Origin of the sequence: Sulfitobacter sp. CB2047 (assembly GCF_000735125.2) — a bacterium.
GTDB classification, from domain to species: Bacteria; Pseudomonadota; Alphaproteobacteria; order Rhodobacterales; family Rhodobacteraceae; genus Sulfitobacter; species Sulfitobacter pontiacus.
Genome location: NZ_CP072613.1, coordinates 1206922 through 1223672, shown reverse-complemented (window position 1 = coordinate 1223672; position 16751 = coordinate 1206922). Strand labels below are relative to the sequence as shown.

Annotated in this window: 29 protein-coding genes and 1 tRNA gene; 20 read left to right on the top strand and 10 right to left on the bottom strand. The window is 59.6% G+C overall.

All coding sequences use genetic code 11. The features are described 5' to 3' along the window. Nucleotides 1–40: 40 nt before the first annotated feature. From IV89_RS06080 to IV89_RS06045, 8 genes are all read right to left on the bottom strand, one after another. On the bottom strand, nucleotides 41–835 hold the full coding sequence (locus tag IV89_RS06080) for a hypothetical protein (RefSeq protein WP_016073746.1): 795 nt from the start codon (nucleotides 833–835) through the stop codon (nucleotides 41–43). Continuing rightward, the gene (locus IV89_RS06075) at nucleotides 832–1257 is read right to left on the bottom strand and encodes a hypothetical protein (protein ID WP_016073745.1); all 426 of its coding nucleotides are present in this window, start codon (nucleotides 1255–1257) and stop codon (nucleotides 832–834) included. Before IV89_RS06075 ends, IV89_RS06080 begins: the two co-directional genes overlap by 4 nt. Next, nucleotides 1254–1727 carry a hypothetical protein gene (locus IV89_RS06070; protein ID WP_016073744.1) on the bottom strand — a complete coding sequence of 158 codons (474 nt, stop codon included), beginning with the start codon at nucleotides 1725–1727 and terminating at the stop codon, nucleotides 1254–1256. Before IV89_RS06070 ends, IV89_RS06075 begins: the two co-directional genes overlap by 4 nt. A gap of 133 nt (nucleotides 1728–1860) precedes the next feature. Beyond that, nucleotides 1861–2718: a hypothetical protein gene (locus tag IV89_RS06065; protein WP_016073798.1), complete on the bottom strand. Its 858-nt coding sequence runs from the start codon at nucleotides 2716–2718 to the stop codon at nucleotides 1861–1863. Continuing rightward, nucleotides 2715–3257, bottom strand: a complete 543-nt coding sequence (locus IV89_RS06060) for a GIY-YIG nuclease family protein (protein WP_016073799.1) — start codon at nucleotides 3255–3257, stop codon at nucleotides 2715–2717. The genes IV89_RS06065 and IV89_RS06060 overlap by 4 nt, the downstream gene beginning before the upstream one ends. Before the next feature lie 190 nt (nucleotides 3258–3447). Then, nucleotides 3448–3831, bottom strand: a complete 384-nt coding sequence (locus IV89_RS06055) for a hypothetical protein (protein ID WP_016073801.1) — start codon at nucleotides 3829–3831, stop codon at nucleotides 3448–3450. Then, nucleotides 3828–4040, bottom strand: a complete 213-nt coding sequence (locus IV89_RS06050) for a helix-turn-helix domain-containing protein (protein WP_016073802.1) — start codon at nucleotides 4038–4040, stop codon at nucleotides 3828–3830. Before IV89_RS06050 ends, IV89_RS06055 begins: the two co-directional genes overlap by 4 nt. A gap of 136 nt (nucleotides 4041–4176) precedes the next feature. Further along, on the bottom strand, nucleotides 4177–4389 hold the full coding sequence (locus tag IV89_RS06045) for a hypothetical protein (RefSeq protein WP_037944648.1): 213 nt from the start codon (nucleotides 4387–4389) through the stop codon (nucleotides 4177–4179). 94 nt (nucleotides 4390–4483) lie between these two features. On the opposite strand from IV89_RS06045, the gene IV89_RS06040 reads away from it, so the two are divergent. The 19 genes from IV89_RS06040 (at nucleotide 4484) to IV89_RS05950 (ending at nucleotide 12508) form a co-directional block, all read left to right on the top strand. Next, nucleotides 4484–4771, top strand: a complete 288-nt coding sequence (locus IV89_RS06040) for a helix-turn-helix transcriptional regulator (RefSeq protein ID WP_160171655.1) — start codon at nucleotides 4484–4486, stop codon at nucleotides 4769–4771. A gap of 234 nt (nucleotides 4772–5005) precedes the next feature. Next, nucleotides 5006–5203 (top strand): hypothetical protein, encoded by a 198-nt coding sequence (locus IV89_RS06035; RefSeq protein WP_037944650.1) that lies wholly within the window; start codon nucleotides 5006–5008, stop codon nucleotides 5201–5203. Nucleotides 5204–5573: 370 nt separating this feature from the next. Continuing rightward, nucleotides 5574–5906, top strand: coding sequence for a hypothetical protein (locus IV89_RS06030; RefSeq protein WP_037944651.1), 333 nt, complete (start codon nucleotides 5574–5576; stop codon nucleotides 5904–5906). Further along, nucleotides 5903–6280: a hypothetical protein gene (locus IV89_RS06025; RefSeq protein WP_037944652.1), complete on the top strand. Its 378-nt coding sequence runs from the start codon at nucleotides 5903–5905 to the stop codon at nucleotides 6278–6280. Before IV89_RS06030 ends, IV89_RS06025 begins: the two co-directional genes overlap by 4 nt. Continuing rightward, nucleotides 6277–6432 (top strand): hypothetical protein, encoded by a 156-nt coding sequence (locus tag IV89_RS06020; RefSeq protein WP_181358638.1) that lies wholly within the window; start codon nucleotides 6277–6279, stop codon nucleotides 6430–6432. The genes IV89_RS06025 and IV89_RS06020 overlap by 4 nt, the downstream gene beginning before the upstream one ends. Beyond that, entirely contained in the window at nucleotides 6423–6608 is a 186-nt protein-coding gene (locus IV89_RS06015; protein ID WP_037944653.1) for a hypothetical protein, read from the top strand. The genes IV89_RS06020 and IV89_RS06015 overlap by 10 nt, the downstream gene beginning before the upstream one ends. Beyond that, nucleotides 6602–6799, top strand: a complete 198-nt coding sequence (locus IV89_RS06010; RefSeq protein WP_037944654.1) for a hypothetical protein — start codon at nucleotides 6602–6604, stop codon at nucleotides 6797–6799. Before IV89_RS06015 ends, IV89_RS06010 begins: the two co-directional genes overlap by 7 nt. Beyond that, nucleotides 6796–7005 carry a hypothetical protein gene (locus IV89_RS06005; protein ID WP_037944655.1) on the top strand — a complete coding sequence of 70 codons (210 nt, stop codon included), beginning with the start codon at nucleotides 6796–6798 and terminating at the stop codon, nucleotides 7003–7005. The genes IV89_RS06010 and IV89_RS06005 overlap by 4 nt, the downstream gene beginning before the upstream one ends. Continuing rightward, a complete protein-coding gene (locus IV89_RS06000) occupies nucleotides 7005–7673 on the top strand; it encodes a Rad52/Rad22 family DNA repair protein (protein WP_051843973.1) in 669 nt (222 codons plus the stop codon). The genes IV89_RS06005 and IV89_RS06000 overlap by 1 nt, the downstream gene beginning before the upstream one ends. Continuing rightward, nucleotides 7670–8641, top strand: coding sequence for a hypothetical protein (locus IV89_RS05995; RefSeq protein ID WP_200875469.1), 972 nt, complete (start codon nucleotides 7670–7672; stop codon nucleotides 8639–8641). Before IV89_RS06000 ends, IV89_RS05995 begins: the two co-directional genes overlap by 4 nt. Nucleotides 8642–8643: 2 nt before the next feature. Continuing rightward, entirely contained in the window at nucleotides 8644–9342 is a 699-nt protein-coding gene (locus tag IV89_RS05990; protein WP_051843976.1) for a hypothetical protein, read from the top strand. Nucleotides 9343–9345: 3 nt separating this feature from the next. Beyond that, on the top strand, nucleotides 9346–9615 hold the full coding sequence (locus IV89_RS05985) for a DUF2312 domain-containing protein (protein ID WP_037944656.1): 270 nt from the start codon (nucleotides 9346–9348) through the stop codon (nucleotides 9613–9615). Between the two features lies 1 nt (nucleotide 9616). After that, nucleotides 9617–10033 carry a single-stranded DNA-binding protein gene (locus IV89_RS05980; RefSeq protein WP_037944658.1) on the top strand — a complete coding sequence of 139 codons (417 nt, stop codon included), beginning with the start codon at nucleotides 9617–9619 and terminating at the stop codon, nucleotides 10031–10033. Between the two features lie 177 nt (nucleotides 10034–10210). Further along, on the top strand, nucleotides 10211–10690 hold the full coding sequence (locus tag IV89_RS05975; RefSeq protein ID WP_037944660.1) for a hypothetical protein: 480 nt from the start codon (nucleotides 10211–10213) through the stop codon (nucleotides 10688–10690). After that, nucleotides 10687–11013, top strand: a complete 327-nt coding sequence (locus IV89_RS05970) for a nuclease domain-containing protein (RefSeq protein WP_346428843.1) — start codon at nucleotides 10687–10689, stop codon at nucleotides 11011–11013. Before IV89_RS05975 ends, IV89_RS05970 begins: the two co-directional genes overlap by 4 nt. A gap of 172 nt (nucleotides 11014–11185) precedes the next feature. Beyond that, the gene (locus tag IV89_RS05965; RefSeq protein ID WP_016073720.1) at nucleotides 11186–11542 is read left to right on the top strand and encodes a hypothetical protein; all 357 of its coding nucleotides are present in this window, start codon (nucleotides 11186–11188) and stop codon (nucleotides 11540–11542) included. 276 nt (nucleotides 11543–11818) lie between these two features. Continuing rightward, the gene (locus IV89_RS05960; protein WP_016073718.1) at nucleotides 11819–11983 is read left to right on the top strand and encodes a hypothetical protein; all 165 of its coding nucleotides are present in this window, start codon (nucleotides 11819–11821) and stop codon (nucleotides 11981–11983) included. A gap of 16 nt (nucleotides 11984–11999) precedes the next feature. After that, on the top strand, nucleotides 12000–12317 hold the full coding sequence (locus IV89_RS05955) for a hypothetical protein (RefSeq protein ID WP_235183802.1): 318 nt from the start codon (nucleotides 12000–12002) through the stop codon (nucleotides 12315–12317). Next, nucleotides 12314–12508: a helix-turn-helix domain-containing protein gene (locus tag IV89_RS05950; protein ID WP_016073716.1), complete on the top strand. Its 195-nt coding sequence runs from the start codon at nucleotides 12314–12316 to the stop codon at nucleotides 12506–12508. The genes IV89_RS05955 and IV89_RS05950 overlap by 4 nt, the downstream gene beginning before the upstream one ends. 29 nt (nucleotides 12509–12537) lie before the next feature. Here IV89_RS05950 and IV89_RS05945 read toward each other — a convergent pair. After that, nucleotides 12538–12624: transfer RNA gene (locus tag IV89_RS05945), tRNA-Leu, on the bottom strand. 97 nt (nucleotides 12625–12721) lie between these two features. Next, nucleotides 12722–13177, bottom strand: coding sequence for an Lrp/AsnC ligand binding domain-containing protein (locus IV89_RS05940; protein ID WP_005849280.1), 456 nt, complete (start codon nucleotides 13175–13177; stop codon nucleotides 12722–12724). 128 nt (nucleotides 13178–13305) lie between these two features. Between IV89_RS05940 and putA the strand changes: the two genes are divergently transcribed. Next, complete coding sequence (gene putA / locus IV89_RS05935) at nucleotides 13306–16725, top strand: bifunctional proline dehydrogenase/L-glutamate gamma-semialdehyde dehydrogenase PutA (RefSeq protein WP_037944662.1); 3420 nt, start codon at nucleotides 13306–13308, stop codon at nucleotides 16723–16725. Nucleotides 16726–16751: the final 26 nt, after the last annotated feature.

Here is a 16751-nt window from a genome sequence, read left to right as displayed (position 1 = left end):
AGACGGGTGCAGGCGGTTATCTCGTTGGTCTGGGAGGGGGTCATGCGTCACCGCCGAACGTCATGTCGTTTTCCTTGCAGTAACGCCGGAACGCGCTTTCATGCAGTTCGCCGGGTTCCATAGAAATGCCGTGGCCCAATGTGCCACCTTTCCAAGACCCTTTTCGCTTACCTGTTTCGCCGGAAAACTTGATATCCAAGGATCGACGCACCCGCGCCTTGCGGAACAAGGAAAGCCACTTGAACCGGCCTGTGCCTAACTTGTGCACAGACTCTTCGACGCGGGTTTTTGCTGTAAGCTGCTCTCCGTCGAAGTCACGGAACGCAAAGTCAACGGTTGGCACTGCATCCTGCGCAACCCAACGCTCTCGCGTGACCTCGATTGGCTGTGGGCCGCTGCTGGTGTCTGTGAATGCCAGATTTCCCTTGTCGTCGTAGAAGCGACGAGCGGAACAGCGCCATTCGGTCCAAGGCAGGAAGTAACCCTTGCGCTGCTCTGTGCTGCTGTCGTTTGTGACGCGACCCAGAGAGAAGTTTAAAAACCCATCGCTCAGGCTGAACCCATATTCTCGCGAACCAGTATCCCAAAAACCGTTATCCGGGCCGGTAGACCAATCATATTTGGACGTATCAACCCACTTGCGCCACGGCTTGATGATCTGCGGCAATGCGACAATCAAAGTGCCGCCAAAGGCGCTAAGGCGCAGGCGGCAACCTCGGTATTCGTCGCCATCCCCAGACCCCAGCAAAACCGCTGTCGATCGGTAGTAGGTATCCCGAGAGAACGTAAACGGGCCAACGTATTTGTCGTTATCGCTCCATCTGATCGCTCTCATACCCCGCCCTCCGCTTCCGCAATCGCCATAGCTAGGCGGTCGGATGTGGTCAGGCGCGTCTTGCGGCCCGCTCCGGCGCGGTAGATGCTCACGCTGTCGATGGTGTCGCAGACGTGCATCAGGCCAGCCTCTTGCATTGCCAGCAGCTTCCGGCGCAGCGCCTTTGCGTCCAGATCAATCCGCGATAGCGTCACGATGTCCGAGGCGGTCAGATCCCGTGTGAGGACCGACAGTATCGCCGCGCTTGTTTCATCCAGTTGCGTTTGCTTGGGAACGCTGTTGCTGCGCAGCGCCCGTGCGTACCGGCGTTCGAACTCGGCGCTTTCCTCACTGGCGGGGGTGCGGGCAAGCGTGACCTGCGGGTTGCACTTGCGGGCGCGGTGGTCGGCTATGTCGGTGCGGTGGCGTATCTGGTAGGTCATTCTGCGGCTCCTGTGAAAAGCTGATCGCGGGGAACGCCACCACGGCGGCGCTTGGGTAAGCCACTGCGGCGGGCGGTGGCGGATATGGTGGAGGGCGACACGTTAAGCGCTTCGGCCATCTTCGCGGCGGGGATGCCCGCCATCCATGCGCGGCGGAATGCTTCTGTTGGCTTGATGGTCTGGGCGTTCCAGTTGTGGCGCTTTGGCAGTCCAGCGTTATGCGCCCACTTCGAGACAGTCACGGCAGACAGGTTCAGATCGCTTGCCATGACCCGCGTTGTCACCCCTGCGTTCCAGTCACGGCGGAACTTAGCCCCCACGGGGTAGTCCAAGTCCTCACCGTCAATCTGGATCAGGTCAAACCCCAGCAGCTTGTAGATCTGCACGATGTTGACCAGGTGCGTGTCTTCGGCGTTCACGCGGGCCGTGATGTCAGCCACCATGCGGGCGCGGGCGTCTTGCTCGTTCATTGGGAACCCCCCAGTATGCGCTTTACGTCAGGGACCGTGCGGCCCGTCATGCGGGCGATCCGAGACAGGTTGAAGCCGTACACGTCAAAGGCGCGGGCCATGTCAGGTCGGGTCCAGTGGGCGAATTGGCCGGTCATGCTGCGATACCTCGCTCTTTGAGTTTTTCGGGGGTGACTAGGCCAGCGGCGATCAGGGCGCGTGCGGTGGTGGCGCTTATCGCGTTGGGGGAAACGTACCCGGTGCCGTTGATAACCTTGGCGTGGTGGGCCAGAATGTCGGCCTCAGAGGACCGAACGGCCTTCGGCTTGGGGTGGAAGTTTTTCCACTTGCCGTTATTCGGGCACAGGAAGTTATCGGACTGCTGAACCTTGGCCTCTGCCGACCAGCCTTTGACGGTTTCGGCATACAGCGCCGCAGAGGCGATTATCCGATCAGCCTCGATGCCATCAGCGACAAGTGCTGAGAAACGGGCAAAACCAGCGTCGCTATCAACAGGGTTGGGGTGCGCTTCCAAATACCTCTGGTAAGCTTCCGCCTCTTGAGAAGAAGTTGCATCAGGAATTGCATCAGGATTTAAACCCTTATTAGGTTTGTCCCGCTGCTGTCCCGCTGCTGTCCCGCTGCTGTCCCGCTTTTCTGATCTAGGTGTCCCGCTATCCTTGGGCTTGTTCTGATAATCATCATATTTACAAACGGTTATGATGTTTACGCCTGTCCCGCTATCTGTCCCGATCATGTCCCGCTTTTCGAGGCGTTTTAGGAACCTATCAACTCTGGATTTTGACCAATCCCACGCTTCACACATGAAGCGGACGGACGTAGCAAGCTGCCCGCGCTTTAGATCCACGGTCACATTGCCCACGCGCTTCTGGCGGGGTTTGTAGGACGCCTCCATGATAATCCACATGAAAGCCTCGCGCTCAGAGAACGGCTCCGGCTTAAACGCTGTGTCGTGCCAGATGCCGCGTGATATGTTGACCGTCCCGCTCAAGCTGGAGTCTCCCCAGCCTCTTTAGCCGCTTTGTAGGCGGCAATCCGTTCATCCGTTTTCTCTTTTGCTCGTCTTATTGCTGGCGCGGCTTCCTCGCCCTCAAGTTGGTACAAGGCCGAAACCATGTCGGGCGGGCTGAGGCCGAGCGACGACGCCATCTGATAAAACGAAGGGCGCATTCCACCTAAATCTACGAACGCAGCATCATAAACTATGGTGTGATCGGGGATAAATTCCTCTATCAAGCATTCCACCTGATAGCGCTGTTCATCCTCTAGGTACTGCGCGACATCCCTGTACGGAGCGTTGAAAAACTCACGTGCCTCATTGACCCTGAAACTTTGGAATTTCTCATGCGCACGAATTTCTAGTTCTTCGCAGTTGGGGCTTAAAATGCTGTAGTCCACACGAAACGGTGTCGGAACACCCGTCTGGTACAATTCATTAGCGCGGCCATTTACGCAACGGATCGTCCGCCCGATCTTGACGAGACCAGGCATTGACGGGTTGCTGAGAACGTACACGTAACCACGGCTCATGCTTGAACCCCGCGTGCGATATTCGATTTAAACTTGAAAACGGACTCCGAGTCCGTATATTGAGCCTCAAAGGGCATATCCGTTACCTCCTTATCAGGTACGTTTGCTTTAGAAGCCGTTAGACGTTGGCGCGTCTGGCGGCTTCGCTCGTTAAATATCCCATATAAATAAGGGCTTTGCAAGGTTTCTGTCACGAAATTACACCCCGCAACGGCACGTATTTCCGATCCTCGACCACCTCGACCACGACACAGCCGCCTTTCACGACAGGGCCGCGAATGAGGGTCAAGTCCCAGCGGCTATCATCCACGCCGATCACGTCTGCGATGCCGTCAAGCTGGCTCTTGATGCTTGCCAGCATGTTGTCGATGTCACGGCGGCGGCGGTCAGGCGGGTTGAACGTGATGCGCAGATGCAGCCCGGTGTCGCGCAGATGCGGGAAGCTCATGCCAGCGGCTTTACAGGCCCACATGGCCTCTGTGCGCGCCGACTTGCGGATAGGTGCGACGGCCAAGCGGTGCTGGCGTGCGTTGGGGCTTAGGCGCTTGTCAGGCCATGAGAGCGTCACGGTCATGCCTGCGCCACCATCGAATAGGACGCCACGAAAGCGCCGGAGGGCGTCTCTACGCGGGCGGTGTGGATCTGGTGGCCCGCTTGTTTCAGATCATACACCCTGGCCCCAAGGCGCAGGCATCCGAAGCGGTTCAGCGCGTCGATAGGCGTGATGTGCTGGCCTGCCTTGAGGGCGGCGAGGATTTGGGTGGATTGCGACGTGGTGGTCATGCGTCACCTCGTGAGAAGAAAAGCGCAGAGGGAGCCGTGGGAAACTCAACCTCTGCTAGTTGATCCGCGCTACGGGATGAGGAGGCAGGCGCGGATACCCAGCCGGTGGAGAGGCGGCTGAATGGGGGAAAGGGGGTCATGCTGCACCCCGCTTCGAGCGCTTTCGTGCTTGCCGATCATCTTTGATGAAGTCCAAGACGCGCTGCATAGTCCCGATGCTTGCAGTTCCTTTTCGGATACGTTCGCAGGCGTGGCGGTTTCGCACCGCCATCTGCCCGATTGTTGGCTCGCCGATGTCAAAGTCGGCGGCATGGGCCTCAATGGCCTTGATAACTTCTGAATGCTGCATACCTCTGTTTAGACTTATGTCTAAGTGAGGTCAACAACAGATGTTAGACAATCGGCTTGTAGCCCCATATTTTCCGCCGTGCCATTATTTGGCTATGGCTGGAAAATCATTTAGAGACCGGGTTCTCGCTGAAATCAAAGAACGAAACATATCTAAGGCCGACCTGTCGCGCAGGTCGGGCGTTCCCTACCACGCAATAGACAAGTTTCTTAAGCGTGAAGGCGCAAGCACGAATGCTGACAACGCGCGCGCGCTTGCTAATGTGCTGGGCCTTAGTGTTGACGATGATCAGGCATACGAGGAACTTCGCGAACTGTTTTACCAGCTTGACGAAGAACAGCGCAAGTTTCTGATAGCAAGCGTGCGCGGCCTTGTTGGCTAAGATCAGCCTTAATTGCTGTCGCGATGCCGTCGGGCGCGTCTTTCAAAACATCTAACAAATCATTGTATTCGTGCAATTTGGTACTCCCTTTGTTCCATAGTGAGCAAGGTTGCGATTCTTTGCAACCATAAGGTTACCTGATAAACTGAATTAGACACATGTCTATTTTAGGGGTTGCATTAGCCTTTTGTCTAATTTATCTTCATCCTAACAACAACACGAGGATGAACGACAATGACCCCGCATTTCTACAGCAACAGCGCAGGCAAGACGGCCACGCCCGAACAGATCGTGGCGCGGGTCAAGCCTTTCGCAACCGGCCTTCTGGTGAACACCGCAGCGCCCTGCCCCGTCCCTTCTTCTAAGCTTATCACGCCCTCATGGGTGATAGAGCCGCATGTGATCGACGCGGTGATTGGCGGTGCGTCGTGAGCCGTTTCGCAGGTCACAAATACACATGGACGAAACCGTTCACATCGGTTCGGCATAGTTGGGAGTTTCGTGGGCCAATCGGCGGCATCCACTTCCATGCCTCGCTGTCCCGCAACGATGAATACGAGCCTTCATGTGGGCTTGAGTTCCACCACTGCTTCGACCCGTCGGGCGGCAACCAAGCGCCGCACCATATCAACTGCCATGTGACCGGCGGTCAGTGCTGGCACGATGGAACGTCACTTTATGCGAGTGAACACATTTGGCCCATCGTCAGGGACTACCTGCGGGGCGGTGAACACGCAGAAGTCTTTCGGCTCTTGGAGCGTGAGTACGAAAAGCACTTTGAGGATTTTGCGGGGTATCGGTCATGACCCTCTACACCCCCATACACGCCGCGCCGCTATCTCGGCCCCCTCGCCTGCGATTCATCGCAGCAATGCCCGCAGAGGACAGCAGCCAAGACGCATCCGACGCATGGCGCGAGGAGACCGGCGAAGACGCAATCGCAACGGCCTACTTCCGCCACGAGCCAGACGGCTACGGCGAACTATGCGCCAGCCTTATCGGCCTGAGCGTACAGACGGACATATCGCTTGATCTGTTCACCCCAGAGGGCGCGACCGCGTTCATGGGTTGGGAGACGGTGAACCGGATTGAGAACGTACAGACGCAGGCAATCGCAGACGGAGTGGCGACATGAGCATGATCGACGATATCAAGCGGGACCGTGAACGCCCGCAAGTCAAGCTGATGAGTATGACTGACTGGCGGGTAAAGTCAGATGAACCCGCGCTCGGATGGGTCAAGGTGGTCGGCCCATGCGTTCCGGTGCAATGCCCAACCTTAGCGACGGATTTGAACGGCGAGGATTACATTGCCCGCCATGCCGAAGCCCGCCGCATCGCCCGTGTCCCTGACCTTGAAGCCGCGCTGATTGCTGCGGAGGAAATGGCAGAGTCTATCGAGGACTGCCAGTGCAACGGCGGGGTTCCCAAGTCGGTTCTAGGATACTGCCCGGCAGAGCGTCTTGATGCCGCCCTTGCCGCCTACCGCGCCGCGACAGGTGCAGCATGATCCGCCGCATCCTCGCCAGCCTTCGCAGCATCAAGGACGATGCCCAATACATGAACGACCTGAAATACGAGTTCGACCGGATAGAGCGCAAGGCCATCCGAGACGCCGAACACAGCGCAGAGTTCCACGAGGAGAATGTGACATGCCGCTAGACCTACGCAGCCCCCGCGCCATCCGCCGCCAGCACATCCGCGACGTGTTCCTTGGCATCATCGGCCTGACCGTTATCGCAATCGCTGTTTTCGCCGCGTCTTATACCGCAGCAGGATCGCAGTTCATCGAGGCGCAGGCAATCCACCCCGACTGCATGGGGGACGCCAAATGCTAGACCTCGAAGCCGCTCTAAACGTCGCCAATGAAGCGTTGGCCGACGTGATGCAGGCCGCAGAGGCCGACGCGGACCTGCCCGATGCGACTTGCGAACGCCTGCGCAAGGCTTGCGAATATATCGACAGGCTGGCCCGCAACTACCCGAATTTCAAAGCACGCAACGCAATTCAACGGAGGCTAACCGCATGATGCACAATCAAGCACAGTTCCGCACCCTCGACCGCCTGCGCGGCTTGGCCCTGCGTGAGCTTATCGCTCGTCGCCCGTTCAAACGTGGCGGCATGGATTGGGAACAGCACACCGTCGCAGCCTGGACCTACTTGCAGATGGCAATGGGTAAGCCCGCGATGGACTGGACGCGCACCCCCCCCCGCGTGACCGTGGGAGGTGTGTGATGGATTGGGAAACAGTAACCGACCAACTCAAGGCACCGCTTGACCCCAAGGCGATCAAGCCGCCGCCCCAAGGCAAGTTTGGCGACTACGTCGATGCCCTGCATGTGATCCGTGAGGCTAACCGCATCTTCGGCTTCAATGGCTGGTCCTACACCGTGGAGCGCCTAGAACGCACGCACCTTGCCGAAGTCGAACTGCATGGCCGAGACGGACCATATACGCAGCTTCGTTGCTCGTATCTCTGCGCCGTTCGCGTCTGCGTCGAAGGCGTCACCCGTGAGGGTCTGGCCGTGGGCGTTGGCAACGGGAAACCGGAGAACGCGGGCGACGTGATCGAAAGCGCCGTGAAGGAAGCCGAGACAGACGCGCTCAAGCGGGCGCTGCGCACCTTCGGCAACACCTTCGGCTTGGCCCTCTACGACAAAGACAAGTCAGCCCGTGAAGTCGCGCCGCCCTTTGATGCCGCCGACAACCGCAACCGCATGAAGGCTGCGCTCATGGCAAAGGAGACGCCTGCCGACCTTGACGCGCTGTGGAAGCACCGGACGTTCGCAGAGACCTTCGCAAAGCTGCCGGAGGCCATGCAGCACGAACTAAACGACGCCTACACCAACCGGATGGGCGAAATTTCAACCGACGACAAAGACGATGAAAAGGAAGCAGCATGAACAATCATGATCATGATATGCCAGGACACGGCCTCAAGGCGAAAACAATCAAGTCGGTTCTGCGGAACAAGGTTAACGCTTGGCTCGACACAATCACAGACGAAGACCTGCGCGAGACATGCCGCAAAGAGGCTATCGTGACAGGTGGCTGCATTGCCTCAATGCTACTTGGCGAGCAGGTTAACGACTTCGACGTTTACTTTCGCACAAAGGAAACGGTTCGCCGCGTTGCCGATTACTACGTTGCTCAATTCCTTGCCGCGAAGAAGGCGCAAGGCGGGGTATCGTTCAACACCTACGTTGAGGAAGTTACCGACCTTTCCGGCAAAGAGCGCGTCCGCATCGTCGTGAAGTCTGCCGGGGTCGCATCTGACGAACAGGAAGCAGACTACCAGTATTTTGAAGGAAGACCGGACCACGAAGCCGGGGAATACCTTGCGGAAGCATTCGACCCTCTGACAGCCGTGGGAGAATTAGCCGATCAGGCAGAAGAAGAAGGCCCGATTTACTCGGCGGTATTTCTTAGCTCTAACGCTATCAGCCTACGTGGCAAGGTGCAGTTGATCTTGCGGTTCTATGGCGACCCCGAAGAAATTCACAGTAGCTACGACTTCGCTCACTGCATGAATTATTGGGAGAGCGGACAATCGAAGCTGACCCTGCGCCCTGAATCGCTGGAAGCCCTTCTGAGCCGCACCCTTGTCTATCACGGCTCCAAGTACCCGCTTTGCTCCGTGATCCGATCCCGCAAGTTCATTGAGCGCGGCTGGCGCATCAATGCAGGCCAATACCTCAAGATGGCTATGCAGATCGCCGAGTTGGACATGACCGACCACGCCGTTCTTGAGGAACAACTTACGGGCGTAGACGTGGCCTACTTCGCGGAGGTCATTGAGAAGATCAAAGCCAAAGACCCCGAAAAGGTGGACGCCGCCTATCTTACCGAAATTATCGACAGGATGTTTTAACCATGAACGATATGAACCCACGCGCCATTGTTGGGGGGAACAATCCCCCCGACCCGATTGACGATATTAGCGCCGCCTATGAGGCAGAGCGCGAGGAAGCCGCCAACTGGACGGACGGCGCACCCGTCCAGAATGAAGCTCAGATGAAGTCTGTAGACGCTCTGCGCAAGGCTATGAGGGAATGGCGTCTATCGCTTGAGAAGGGGCAGAAGGAAGCAACCGCACCGCTCCGCGCCGTTTATCAGGCCGAGCTTGATCGCTGGAAGCCGACCATTGAGGACGCGAAGCGGATCGAAGGTTGCCTTGTCGCCACCGTGGACGTGTTCAAGCGCAAGCTGAAAGCCGAGAAAGACGCCGCCGAGAAAGCCGCTTGGGAAGCCGCGAACAAAGCCCGCCGCGAAGCCGAGGAAAAGGCCCGCGCTGCCGATGCGTCCGACCTTGAGGCACAGCGTGAAGCGCAGGAGGCGAAGGACGCCGCTATTGCGTCCGAGAAAGCCGCGCAAGCCGCCAAGCGGGATCAGGTCAAGGGTATGCGCACAGTCACGCGCTACACCATCGACAGCCACAAGGCGGCGCTGGCCGATATCTACAAAACCGACCCCGACGCAATCGTTGCCTTTGTCGATGAATACGTGCGCCGGAACCACAAGACCCGCGCCATTGAAGGCGTGACGGTTACCCAAAGCCAGGAGGCATACTGAGCAATGACAGACGAACCAGACACCGCAGGCGACGAAACATACCGCGTGACAGCGAATGAATTGCGCCAGTTCGTAGAACGGATCGAACGGCTGGATGCCGAGAAGAAAGACCTCGCGGACCAGCGCAAGGACGTATTCGCGGAAGCCAAGGCGCGAGGCTACGACGGCCCCGCCCTGACGGCCCTGATCAAGCTCCGCGCTGCCGATCCGGCCAAGCAATCTGAATTTGAAGCGGTGCTGGAGATGTACCGGAACGCCTTGGAGGGCAAGTAACATGCAAGTTTTGATGATCGCAGGCAACGTGGGCAAAGATGCCGTATTGCGCCGAACACAGGCCGGTGACGCCGTGCTGGGGTTCTCTCTGGCCGTGGACAACGGCAAGGACAAGAACGGCAACAAGCGCGACAGCACTTGGTATGATTGCAGCGTGTGGGGGAAGCGGGCGGAAAGCCTAGAGCGCTTCATTACCAAAGGCACCAAGCTGACCCTGACCGGACGCCCGACCGTGGACGCATACGAGGGCAAAGGCAAACTTGGCATTTCAGTGAATGAATTGACGTTCCAAGGCGGCGGCACCGATAGCGGCGGCGGTCAGTCTGGCGGGGGCTATGACAGCGGCGCGTCTGGTGGCGGCTACGGCGGGGGCAACTCCGGCGGATCGCGCGATCTAGATGATGAAATTCCCTTCTGATTATGAACCCGACCGCAGACAGCATCCTTGCCAAGCTGAGAGACAGCGCCACGGCAGCGGATATTCACGCGGTAGCAGACAGGCATCGGGCCGAGGTCGTGGCAATGAAAACGTCAGATCCGGCCCGCTACCACCACGTTGTGAACGCCAAGGCGTATTATCTGGAAAGGCTAAGACATGCAGCATCCGCTTAACATCACACCGGCCCGCTTGGTCATGGATGGCGAGGAATGGGTTCCCGCAACATGGGCCGACAGCTTGGCCGACGCTCTGCGCGAAAAGCAGCGCAGCCAGCAATCGCACAGCCACCAGTTCGCCGCCATTCATGACCTGTGGGCGAACCTGCCCCTGCGCCACGCGAACGCGCCCTACGCCGCCAGCGCCGAGGCATTCCGCAAACACGGGCTTATCGCAACGGGCCATTGCGACGTTGAGACAATCGCCTTCGAGAGCAAAGAGCAAGCCTGCGCCGCCGCGCCCTTCATAGCAAAGCTGGCCCGCAAGGCGGAGGGATACGCCCTTGTTGTCGTGCGTGACGCGCTGGTGGTTTGCAGTACGCCTCACAGCCAGAGCTACAAGGCAATGGGCAAGGAACGGTTCCACCAGTCCAAGGCCGACGTTCTCGGCTGGGGCGAAGAAATGCTGGGGGTCAAATGAACAAGCAGCTACGACGCACGCCTATGCGCTATAAGAGGGCAAGCAGCACAAGGGCACGCCTCGCCGCAAGGGGCGAAGACTGTCAACTGCGCCTGTCCTGCTGCAACCACGACCCCGAAACAACCGTGCTGGCACACATCCGCATGTTTGGCTGGGCTGGCACCGCACAAAAGCCGCCCGACTATCTCGGCATCTTCGCTTGCTCTGCCTGCCACGACGCGCTGGACCGCAGATCCAATGACGCGGAATGGGGCTTTGACGACGTATTGCGGGCAATGGGCAACACCCTGATCCGCCAATTCGACAAGGGGACGTTTAACTGACGCCCCACGACATCCCCGCTCTGGGGATAACGCGGCCACGGCGATTCAGTGGCATACGACGACCGCGCCGATAGCGGTGCGGGCGCTTGTTGTGTGAAGGTAACGTCCCCCACGCCCGTCGATCCGCGCCACCTCCACATGAGGGGATCGGCGGGCAACATAGGAGAGAGCAATGACACCGGACGAACAGACAGTTGAGCGCGTGGCTAAGGCAATCAATGGCCCGCATGACGCCACCCACATAGGCGCAGAGAAGTTGCGGGGATTGCAGCAACACCGCTGGGACAACCAGACAACCAAGCTAGAAAAGGGCGTGGCGATTAGTGCAGCCCGCGCCGCTATCGCCGCCCTTACCCAGACACCGCAGGAGGCTGAATATCGGGGTATAATCAGCGATCTAATCCAAGGAGCGCGGCGGGATAGGTCGGTTTTGTCGCGGAAGGCAGGCCCGTTGCACGTCATTGAAACAAGAGTAACGAAGGGGCAGGTTCTTCGCGCGGTCCGCGCTATCTCGGAGGACAGCCAATGACCACATGGACCGAAGCCCAGATAGCCCGCCATTTGCACCTGTGGGAGCATAGGCACGGGCCAGACAGCCCGGAGGCGGGCATTGTGCGGCAGTTGCGGGCGGAACGGGATGCCGCGCGAGTGGCGCTGATAGAATGCCGCGACGAAATTGACGGCTACGTTCGGCAAGAATACCCGCACGACCATCCCGTTCAAGAGCGATACAGGCAACGCGACTTTGCCGCAAATCCGGCCCGAATTGCACTCGCCGCCCTACCCACCACACAGGAGACACCCCATGATTAACGCCCTGAAACTATACGTCGCAGTTGCGCTGGTATGCGCGGTCAGCCTGCAATCGGCAGCGACAGACAAGGCCGACGCGCCTTATACGTTCATGCTGTCGATGATGTGGCCTGTCGTGCTGCTGTCGGCGCTTGGCGGGGAGACACCCCATGAGTGATATGCGAGAAACGCTAATGAGCATTGTCGCCTGCGAGGTTATGGACGCAGAAGCAACCGCCGACGCCATCATTGCGGCGCTGCCGGATATGGTGGAGCCGTTGCAGTGGGATGGCCCAAACTGCGGCATATGGGACGCGGGCAAGCGTTTCCACGGCGACTGCGCCGCGTACAAGATCATCTGGGATTTAGGTCGGAATGAAACCTATACCGCCTATTTCGGGAATAAGCGTTTAGGGGTGTTTGATGGTTTAGAAGCCGCCAAAGCCGCCGCGCAAACCCACCACACTGCCGCCATCCTATCGGCATTCGGGGTGCAGGGAGGGGAGGCATGAGCGTAGAATATTTCCGGCCAGCTGACGCGAAGTCTGTCGTGGGCGTGTCCAAGTCCACGATCTACAACTGGCAGGCCGCGGGCCTTTTGACGATCCACAAACACGGCGGCATGTCTTTCGTCGCAATGGCTGACGTGCGCAAAATTATCAACCCGATGGGGGACCAGCTGGGGGACCAGCGGGCGCAATAGCCAAATGGCCCATGAAAATAAGGCAAGCGTGGTGCGGGCGGTGGGACTCGAACCCACACGGGCACAAGGCCCAACAGATTTTAAGTCTGGTATGTCTACCATTCCATCACGCCCGCAGTGCCGCGCACAATAGCTAGGTTGCGGGCGGTGTAAATGGTCAGATGCAGGGCAGCCGGCATCAAAATCACGAATGGCCCCGCGCGCCTTCGCGGCTTACGCCATGTCCGCGAGCATGATTTCCTTGACCGCTTCCATCGCCACATAGGTAGAGGTGTTGGCGACATAGGGCAGCGTGGTCACCGTCTCGCCCAGAAAACGACGGTAGGCGGCCATGTCACGGGTGCGCACCTTAAGCAGGTAATCAAAGTTCCCTGCGATCATATGGGCCTGTTCAATTTCAGGCACACGGGACACGGCCTCGTTAAAGGCGCGCAGGGCGACCTCGCGGGTGTCTTCCAAACGGACCTCTACGAAAGCCACGTGATCCAGCCCCAGACGGATCGGGTCCAGCAGGGCGCGATAGCCCAGAATGACGCCGCTATCCTCAAGCCGTCTTAGCCGCGCTTGGGTGGGGGATTTGGACAGCCCGATCCGTTTGGCGAGGTCAGTGATGCTGATGCGCCCGTCTTCGGCCAGTACCGTCAGAATCGCCGCATCGAAGCGGTCCATTTTAAAGTCGTCGTTTGTCACGCAAGAGGCCCAATAATAAAGCGGTTTACCCACCAAACTGGCCGGAATCAGGAACTAATACTACTATTCCCGAGCTATTCTAGCGCAATTATCAGTTGGAGTACCTCATGGCACGCGATTCTTCCCCTATTTTGCGCCACCAGATTGACGCAGGCACCTACACCGACCAAGACAACGTCTTGCGTGAACTGGTGCGCAATGCGCATCTGTCGCCAGAGGAACGGGTCAAGATCACGCAAGACGCGGCACAGATCGTGCGCGATATCCGCGGCCATACCTCCCCCGGTATCATGGAAGTGTTTCTGGCCGAATACGGTCTGTCCACCGACGAAGGTGTCGCGCTGATGTGCCTTGCCGAAGCGCTGCTGCGTGTGCCCGACGCCGAGACCATCGACGCGCTGATCGAGGACAAGATCGCGCCCTCTGACTGGGGCCGCCATATGGGGCACTCCACCTCGCCGTTGGTGAACGCGTCGACATGGGCTCTGATGCTGACCGGTCGCGTGTTGGACGATGACCAACCCGGCCCCGTGCGCCACCTGCGCGCAGCCATCAAACGTCTGGGCGAACCGGTGATCCGCACCGCCGTCAGCCGCGCGATGAAGGAAATGGGCCGCCAGTTTGTTCTGGGCGAGAACATCAACGCCGCGATGGAACGCGCCAAGGGCATGGAGAAGAAGGGCTATACCTATAGCTATGACATGCTGGGCGAAGCCGCGCGCACCGAAAGCGACGCCAAACGCTATCACCTGAGCTACAGCCGCGCGATCTCTGCCATCGCGACGGCCTGCGTGCACAAGGACAGCCGCAAGAACCCCGGCATCTCGGTCAAGCTGTCGGCCCTGCATCCGCGTTATGAGGTCGCGCAAGAAGCATCCGTCATGCGTGATCTGGTGCCGCGTCTGCGGGCGCTTGCCTTGCTGGCGAAATCCGCCGGCATGGGGCTGAACGTCGACGCCGAGGAAGCCGACCGTCTGGGCCTGTCGCTGGATGTCATCGAAAAAGTGCTCTCTGAACCTGCGCTGTCCGGTTGGGATGGTTTCGGCATCGTGGTGCAGGCCTATGGCCCCCGCGCTGGTGTGGTGATCGATGCGCTGTATGACATGGCGATCCGTCATGATCGCAAACTGATGGTCCGCTTGGTGAAAGGTGCCTACTGGGACACCGAGATCAAACGCGCACAGGTCAAAGGTGTCGAAGGTTTCCCCGTCTTCACCCAAAAGGCCGCGACCGATGTGTCCTATATCGCCAACGCGCGCAAACTGCTGAACATGACCGACCGGATCTATCCGCAGTTCGCCACCCATAACGCGCATACGGTCGCCGCCGTACTGCATATGGCCGAGGATAAAGAGAAGTTCGAATTCCAACGTCTGCACGGCATGGGCGAAACCCTTCATAACATCGTGATGGACAAGCATGGCACCCATTGTCGCGTCTACGCCCCCGTGGGCGCACATGCCGATCTGCTGGCCTATCTTGTGCGACGCCTGCTGGAAAACGGTGCGAACTCGAGCTTTGTGAACCAGATCGTCGACGAAGACGTCGCCCCCGAGGTCGTCGCTGCCGACCCCTTCGACAGCCTCGCGGAAAGCGGTTTGCACATCCCCACCGGGCCCGAGCTTTATGCCCCTGCGCGCGTGAACTCGATGGGGTTCGACCTGATGCATACGCCGACGCTGGATGTGATCGAATCCGCGCGCGCGCCGTGGAAAGCCCACCGTTGGGCCGCCGTGCCCCTGTTGAACGGCGAGGCAAAGCCCAAGAAATCGGCACGCCTGATGAACCCTGCCGCCTCTGGCCGCAGCCCCGGCACCGTGCGCAACGCGTCCGAGGCTGATGTCGCCAAAGCGTTGGACAATGCCGCCGTCTGGGACGCCCCGCTAGAGGAACGCCGCGAGGTCCTGTTGCGCGCAGCCGATATGCTGGAATCGCACTACGGCGAGATTTTCGCCCTGCTGTCGCGCGAGGCCGGCAAAGGCCTGCCCGACTGCGTGGCAGAGCTGCGCGAGGCGGTGGATTTCCTGCGCTACTACGCACAGCAGGCGACCAACACGCCCCCCGCTGGCATTTTCACCTGCATCTCGCCGTGGAACTTCCCGCTGGCGATCTTCTGCGGGCAGGTCAGCGCGGCACTGGCTGCGGGCAATGCGGTGCTGGCCAAGCCGGCGGAACAGACCCCGCTGATCGCCTTTCTTGCCGTGACCTTGCTGCATGATGCGGGCGTGCCGCGCCACGCGTTGCAACTGCTGCCCGGCGGTGGTGAGGTCGGCGCGGCGCTGACCTCGGACAAACGGATCAACGGTGTGGCCTTCACCGGATCTACCGCCACAGCGCTGCGCATCCGGTCCGCGATGGCTGAACATTGTGACCCCGGTGCGATCCTGATCGCGGAAACGGGGGGGCTGAACGCCATGATCGTCGACAGCACCGCCCTGCCCGAACAGGCCGTGCAATCGGTTGTCGAAAGTGCGTTCCAATCTGCCGGGCAACGCTGTTCTGCCCTGCGCTGTCTCTATATCCAGGAAGACATCGCCGAAGATGTGATCGAGATGCTGGAAGGCGCGATGGACGCGCTGGTCATGGGTAACCCTTGGGACATCTCGACCGACGTGGGCCCCGTGATCGACGAGACCGCGCAAAAAGGCATCGCCGAGCATATAGAGACCGCCCGCGCCGAGGGCCGGATCATCGCCGAGCTGACCGCCCCAACCGTCGGCACTTTCATCGCGCCGACCATGATCCGCGTGAACGGGATCGCTGATCTGGAGCGCGAGATTTTCGGCCCCGTCCTGCACATCGCCACGTTCAAGGCGACCGAACTCGACAAGGTCATCAACGCGATCAATGCCACCGGCTACGGGCTGACCTTCGGGCTGCACACCCGCATCGATGACCGGGTGCAGCATGTCTCGGAACGGATCGAGGCAGGCAACATATACGTCAACCGCAACCAGATCGGCGCGATCGTCGGCAGCCAGCCCTTCGGCGGCGAAGGCCTGTCGGGTACAGGTCCGAAAGCGGGCGGTCCGAACTACCTCCCGCGTTTCAGCGCGCCTGACCTCAAGGTGGTGGAGGACATATGGGACAGCACGCAGAAAGACCTGCCCAAGCTGCCCGGCCACAGTGGGGCCTTCCTTGAAACCATCACGCTGCCGGGGCCTACGGGCGAATCCAACCGGCTCAGCACCCTGCCGCGTCCGGCGCTCTTGTGCATGGGGCCGGGCAAGGACACCGCAGCCGAGCAAGCCCGCGCGGTCGCGGCCCTTGGAGGGAATGCGGTGGAGCTGTCGGGCAGCATCGACGCGACCGCGCTGACCGATGGGCCAGCCTATGGTGGTGTGCTCTGGTGGGGTGACGAGGCGACCGCGCGCAAACTGGAACAAGCCCTGTCTGAACGCGACGGGCCGATCATCCCGCTGCTGCGCGGGCTTCCAGATACCGCCCGCGTCCGCGCCGAACGCCATGTCTGCGTCGACACCACCGCCTCTGGCGGGAACGCGCAGCTGTTGGGGGCTGCCGGCTGATCTGCCACATGGGCGGGCGTTCCGAC

What these genes read in the sequence shown, in the direction of transcription:
- IV89_RS06080 (WP_016073746.1), bottom strand. Translation starts at nt 835, where the DNA reads ATGAGAGCGATCAGATGGAGCGATAACGACAAATACGTTGGCCCGTTT.
- IV89_RS06075 (WP_016073745.1), bottom strand. Translation starts at nt 1,257, where the DNA reads ATGACCTACCAGATACGCCACCGCACCGACATAGCCGACCACCGCGCC.
- IV89_RS06070 (WP_016073744.1), bottom strand. Translation starts at nt 1,727, where the DNA reads ATGAACGAGCAAGACGCCCGCGCCCGCATGGTGGCTGACATCACGGCC.
- IV89_RS06060 (WP_016073799.1), bottom strand. Translation starts at nt 3,257, where the DNA reads ATGAGCCGTGGTTACGTGTACGTTCTCAGCAACCCGTCAATGCCTGGT.
- IV89_RS06055 (WP_016073801.1), bottom strand. Translation starts at nt 3,831, where the DNA reads ATGACCGTGACGCTCTCATGGCCTGACAAGCGCCTAAGCCCCAACGCA.
- IV89_RS06050 (WP_016073802.1), bottom strand. Translation starts at nt 4,040, where the DNA reads ATGACCACCACGTCGCAATCCACCCAAATCCTCGCCGCCCTCAAGGCA.
- IV89_RS06045 (WP_037944648.1), bottom strand. Translation starts at nt 4,389, where the DNA reads ATGCAGCATTCAGAAGTTATCAAGGCCATTGAGGCCCATGCCGCCGAC.
- IV89_RS06040 (WP_160171655.1), top strand. Translation starts at nt 4,484, where the DNA reads ATGGCTGGAAAATCATTTAGAGACCGGGTTCTCGCTGAAATCAAAGAA.
- IV89_RS06035 (WP_037944650.1), top strand. Translation starts at nt 5,006, where the DNA reads ATGACCCCGCATTTCTACAGCAACAGCGCAGGCAAGACGGCCACGCCC.
- IV89_RS06030 (WP_037944651.1), top strand. Translation starts at nt 5,574, where the DNA reads ATGACCCTCTACACCCCCATACACGCCGCGCCGCTATCTCGGCCCCCT.
- IV89_RS06025 (WP_037944652.1), top strand. Translation starts at nt 5,903, where the DNA reads ATGAGCATGATCGACGATATCAAGCGGGACCGTGAACGCCCGCAAGTC.
- IV89_RS06020 (WP_181358638.1), top strand. Translation starts at nt 6,277, where the DNA reads ATGATCCGCCGCATCCTCGCCAGCCTTCGCAGCATCAAGGACGATGCC.
- IV89_RS06015 (WP_037944653.1), top strand. Translation starts at nt 6,423, where the DNA reads ATGCCGCTAGACCTACGCAGCCCCCGCGCCATCCGCCGCCAGCACATC.
- IV89_RS06010 (WP_037944654.1), top strand. Translation starts at nt 6,602, where the DNA reads ATGCTAGACCTCGAAGCCGCTCTAAACGTCGCCAATGAAGCGTTGGCC.
- IV89_RS06005 (WP_037944655.1), top strand. Translation starts at nt 6,796, where the DNA reads ATGATGCACAATCAAGCACAGTTCCGCACCCTCGACCGCCTGCGCGGC.
- IV89_RS06000 (WP_051843973.1), top strand. Translation starts at nt 7,005, where the DNA reads ATGGATTGGGAAACAGTAACCGACCAACTCAAGGCACCGCTTGACCCC.
- IV89_RS05995 (WP_200875469.1), top strand. Translation starts at nt 7,670, where the DNA reads ATGAACAATCATGATCATGATATGCCAGGACACGGCCTCAAGGCGAAA.
- IV89_RS05990 (WP_051843976.1), top strand. Translation starts at nt 8,644, where the DNA reads ATGAACGATATGAACCCACGCGCCATTGTTGGGGGGAACAATCCCCCC.
- IV89_RS05985 (WP_037944656.1), top strand. Translation starts at nt 9,346, where the DNA reads ATGACAGACGAACCAGACACCGCAGGCGACGAAACATACCGCGTGACA.
- IV89_RS05980 (WP_037944658.1), top strand. Translation starts at nt 9,617, where the DNA reads ATGCAAGTTTTGATGATCGCAGGCAACGTGGGCAAAGATGCCGTATTG.
- IV89_RS05975 (WP_037944660.1), top strand. Translation starts at nt 10,211, where the DNA reads ATGCAGCATCCGCTTAACATCACACCGGCCCGCTTGGTCATGGATGGC.
- IV89_RS05970 (WP_346428843.1), top strand. Translation starts at nt 10,687, where the DNA reads ATGAACAAGCAGCTACGACGCACGCCTATGCGCTATAAGAGGGCAAGC.
- IV89_RS05965 (WP_016073720.1), top strand. Translation starts at nt 11,186, where the DNA reads ATGACACCGGACGAACAGACAGTTGAGCGCGTGGCTAAGGCAATCAAT.
- IV89_RS05960 (WP_016073718.1), top strand. Translation starts at nt 11,819, where the DNA reads ATGATTAACGCCCTGAAACTATACGTCGCAGTTGCGCTGGTATGCGCG.
- IV89_RS05955 (WP_235183802.1), top strand. Translation starts at nt 12,000, where the DNA reads ATGAGCATTGTCGCCTGCGAGGTTATGGACGCAGAAGCAACCGCCGAC.
- IV89_RS05950 (WP_016073716.1), top strand. Translation starts at nt 12,314, where the DNA reads ATGAGCGTAGAATATTTCCGGCCAGCTGACGCGAAGTCTGTCGTGGGC.
- IV89_RS05940 (WP_005849280.1), bottom strand. Translation starts at nt 13,177, where the DNA reads ATGGACCGCTTCGATGCGGCGATTCTGACGGTACTGGCCGAAGACGGG.
- putA (WP_037944662.1), top strand. Translation starts at nt 13,306, where the DNA reads ATGGCACGCGATTCTTCCCCTATTTTGCGCCACCAGATTGACGCAGGC.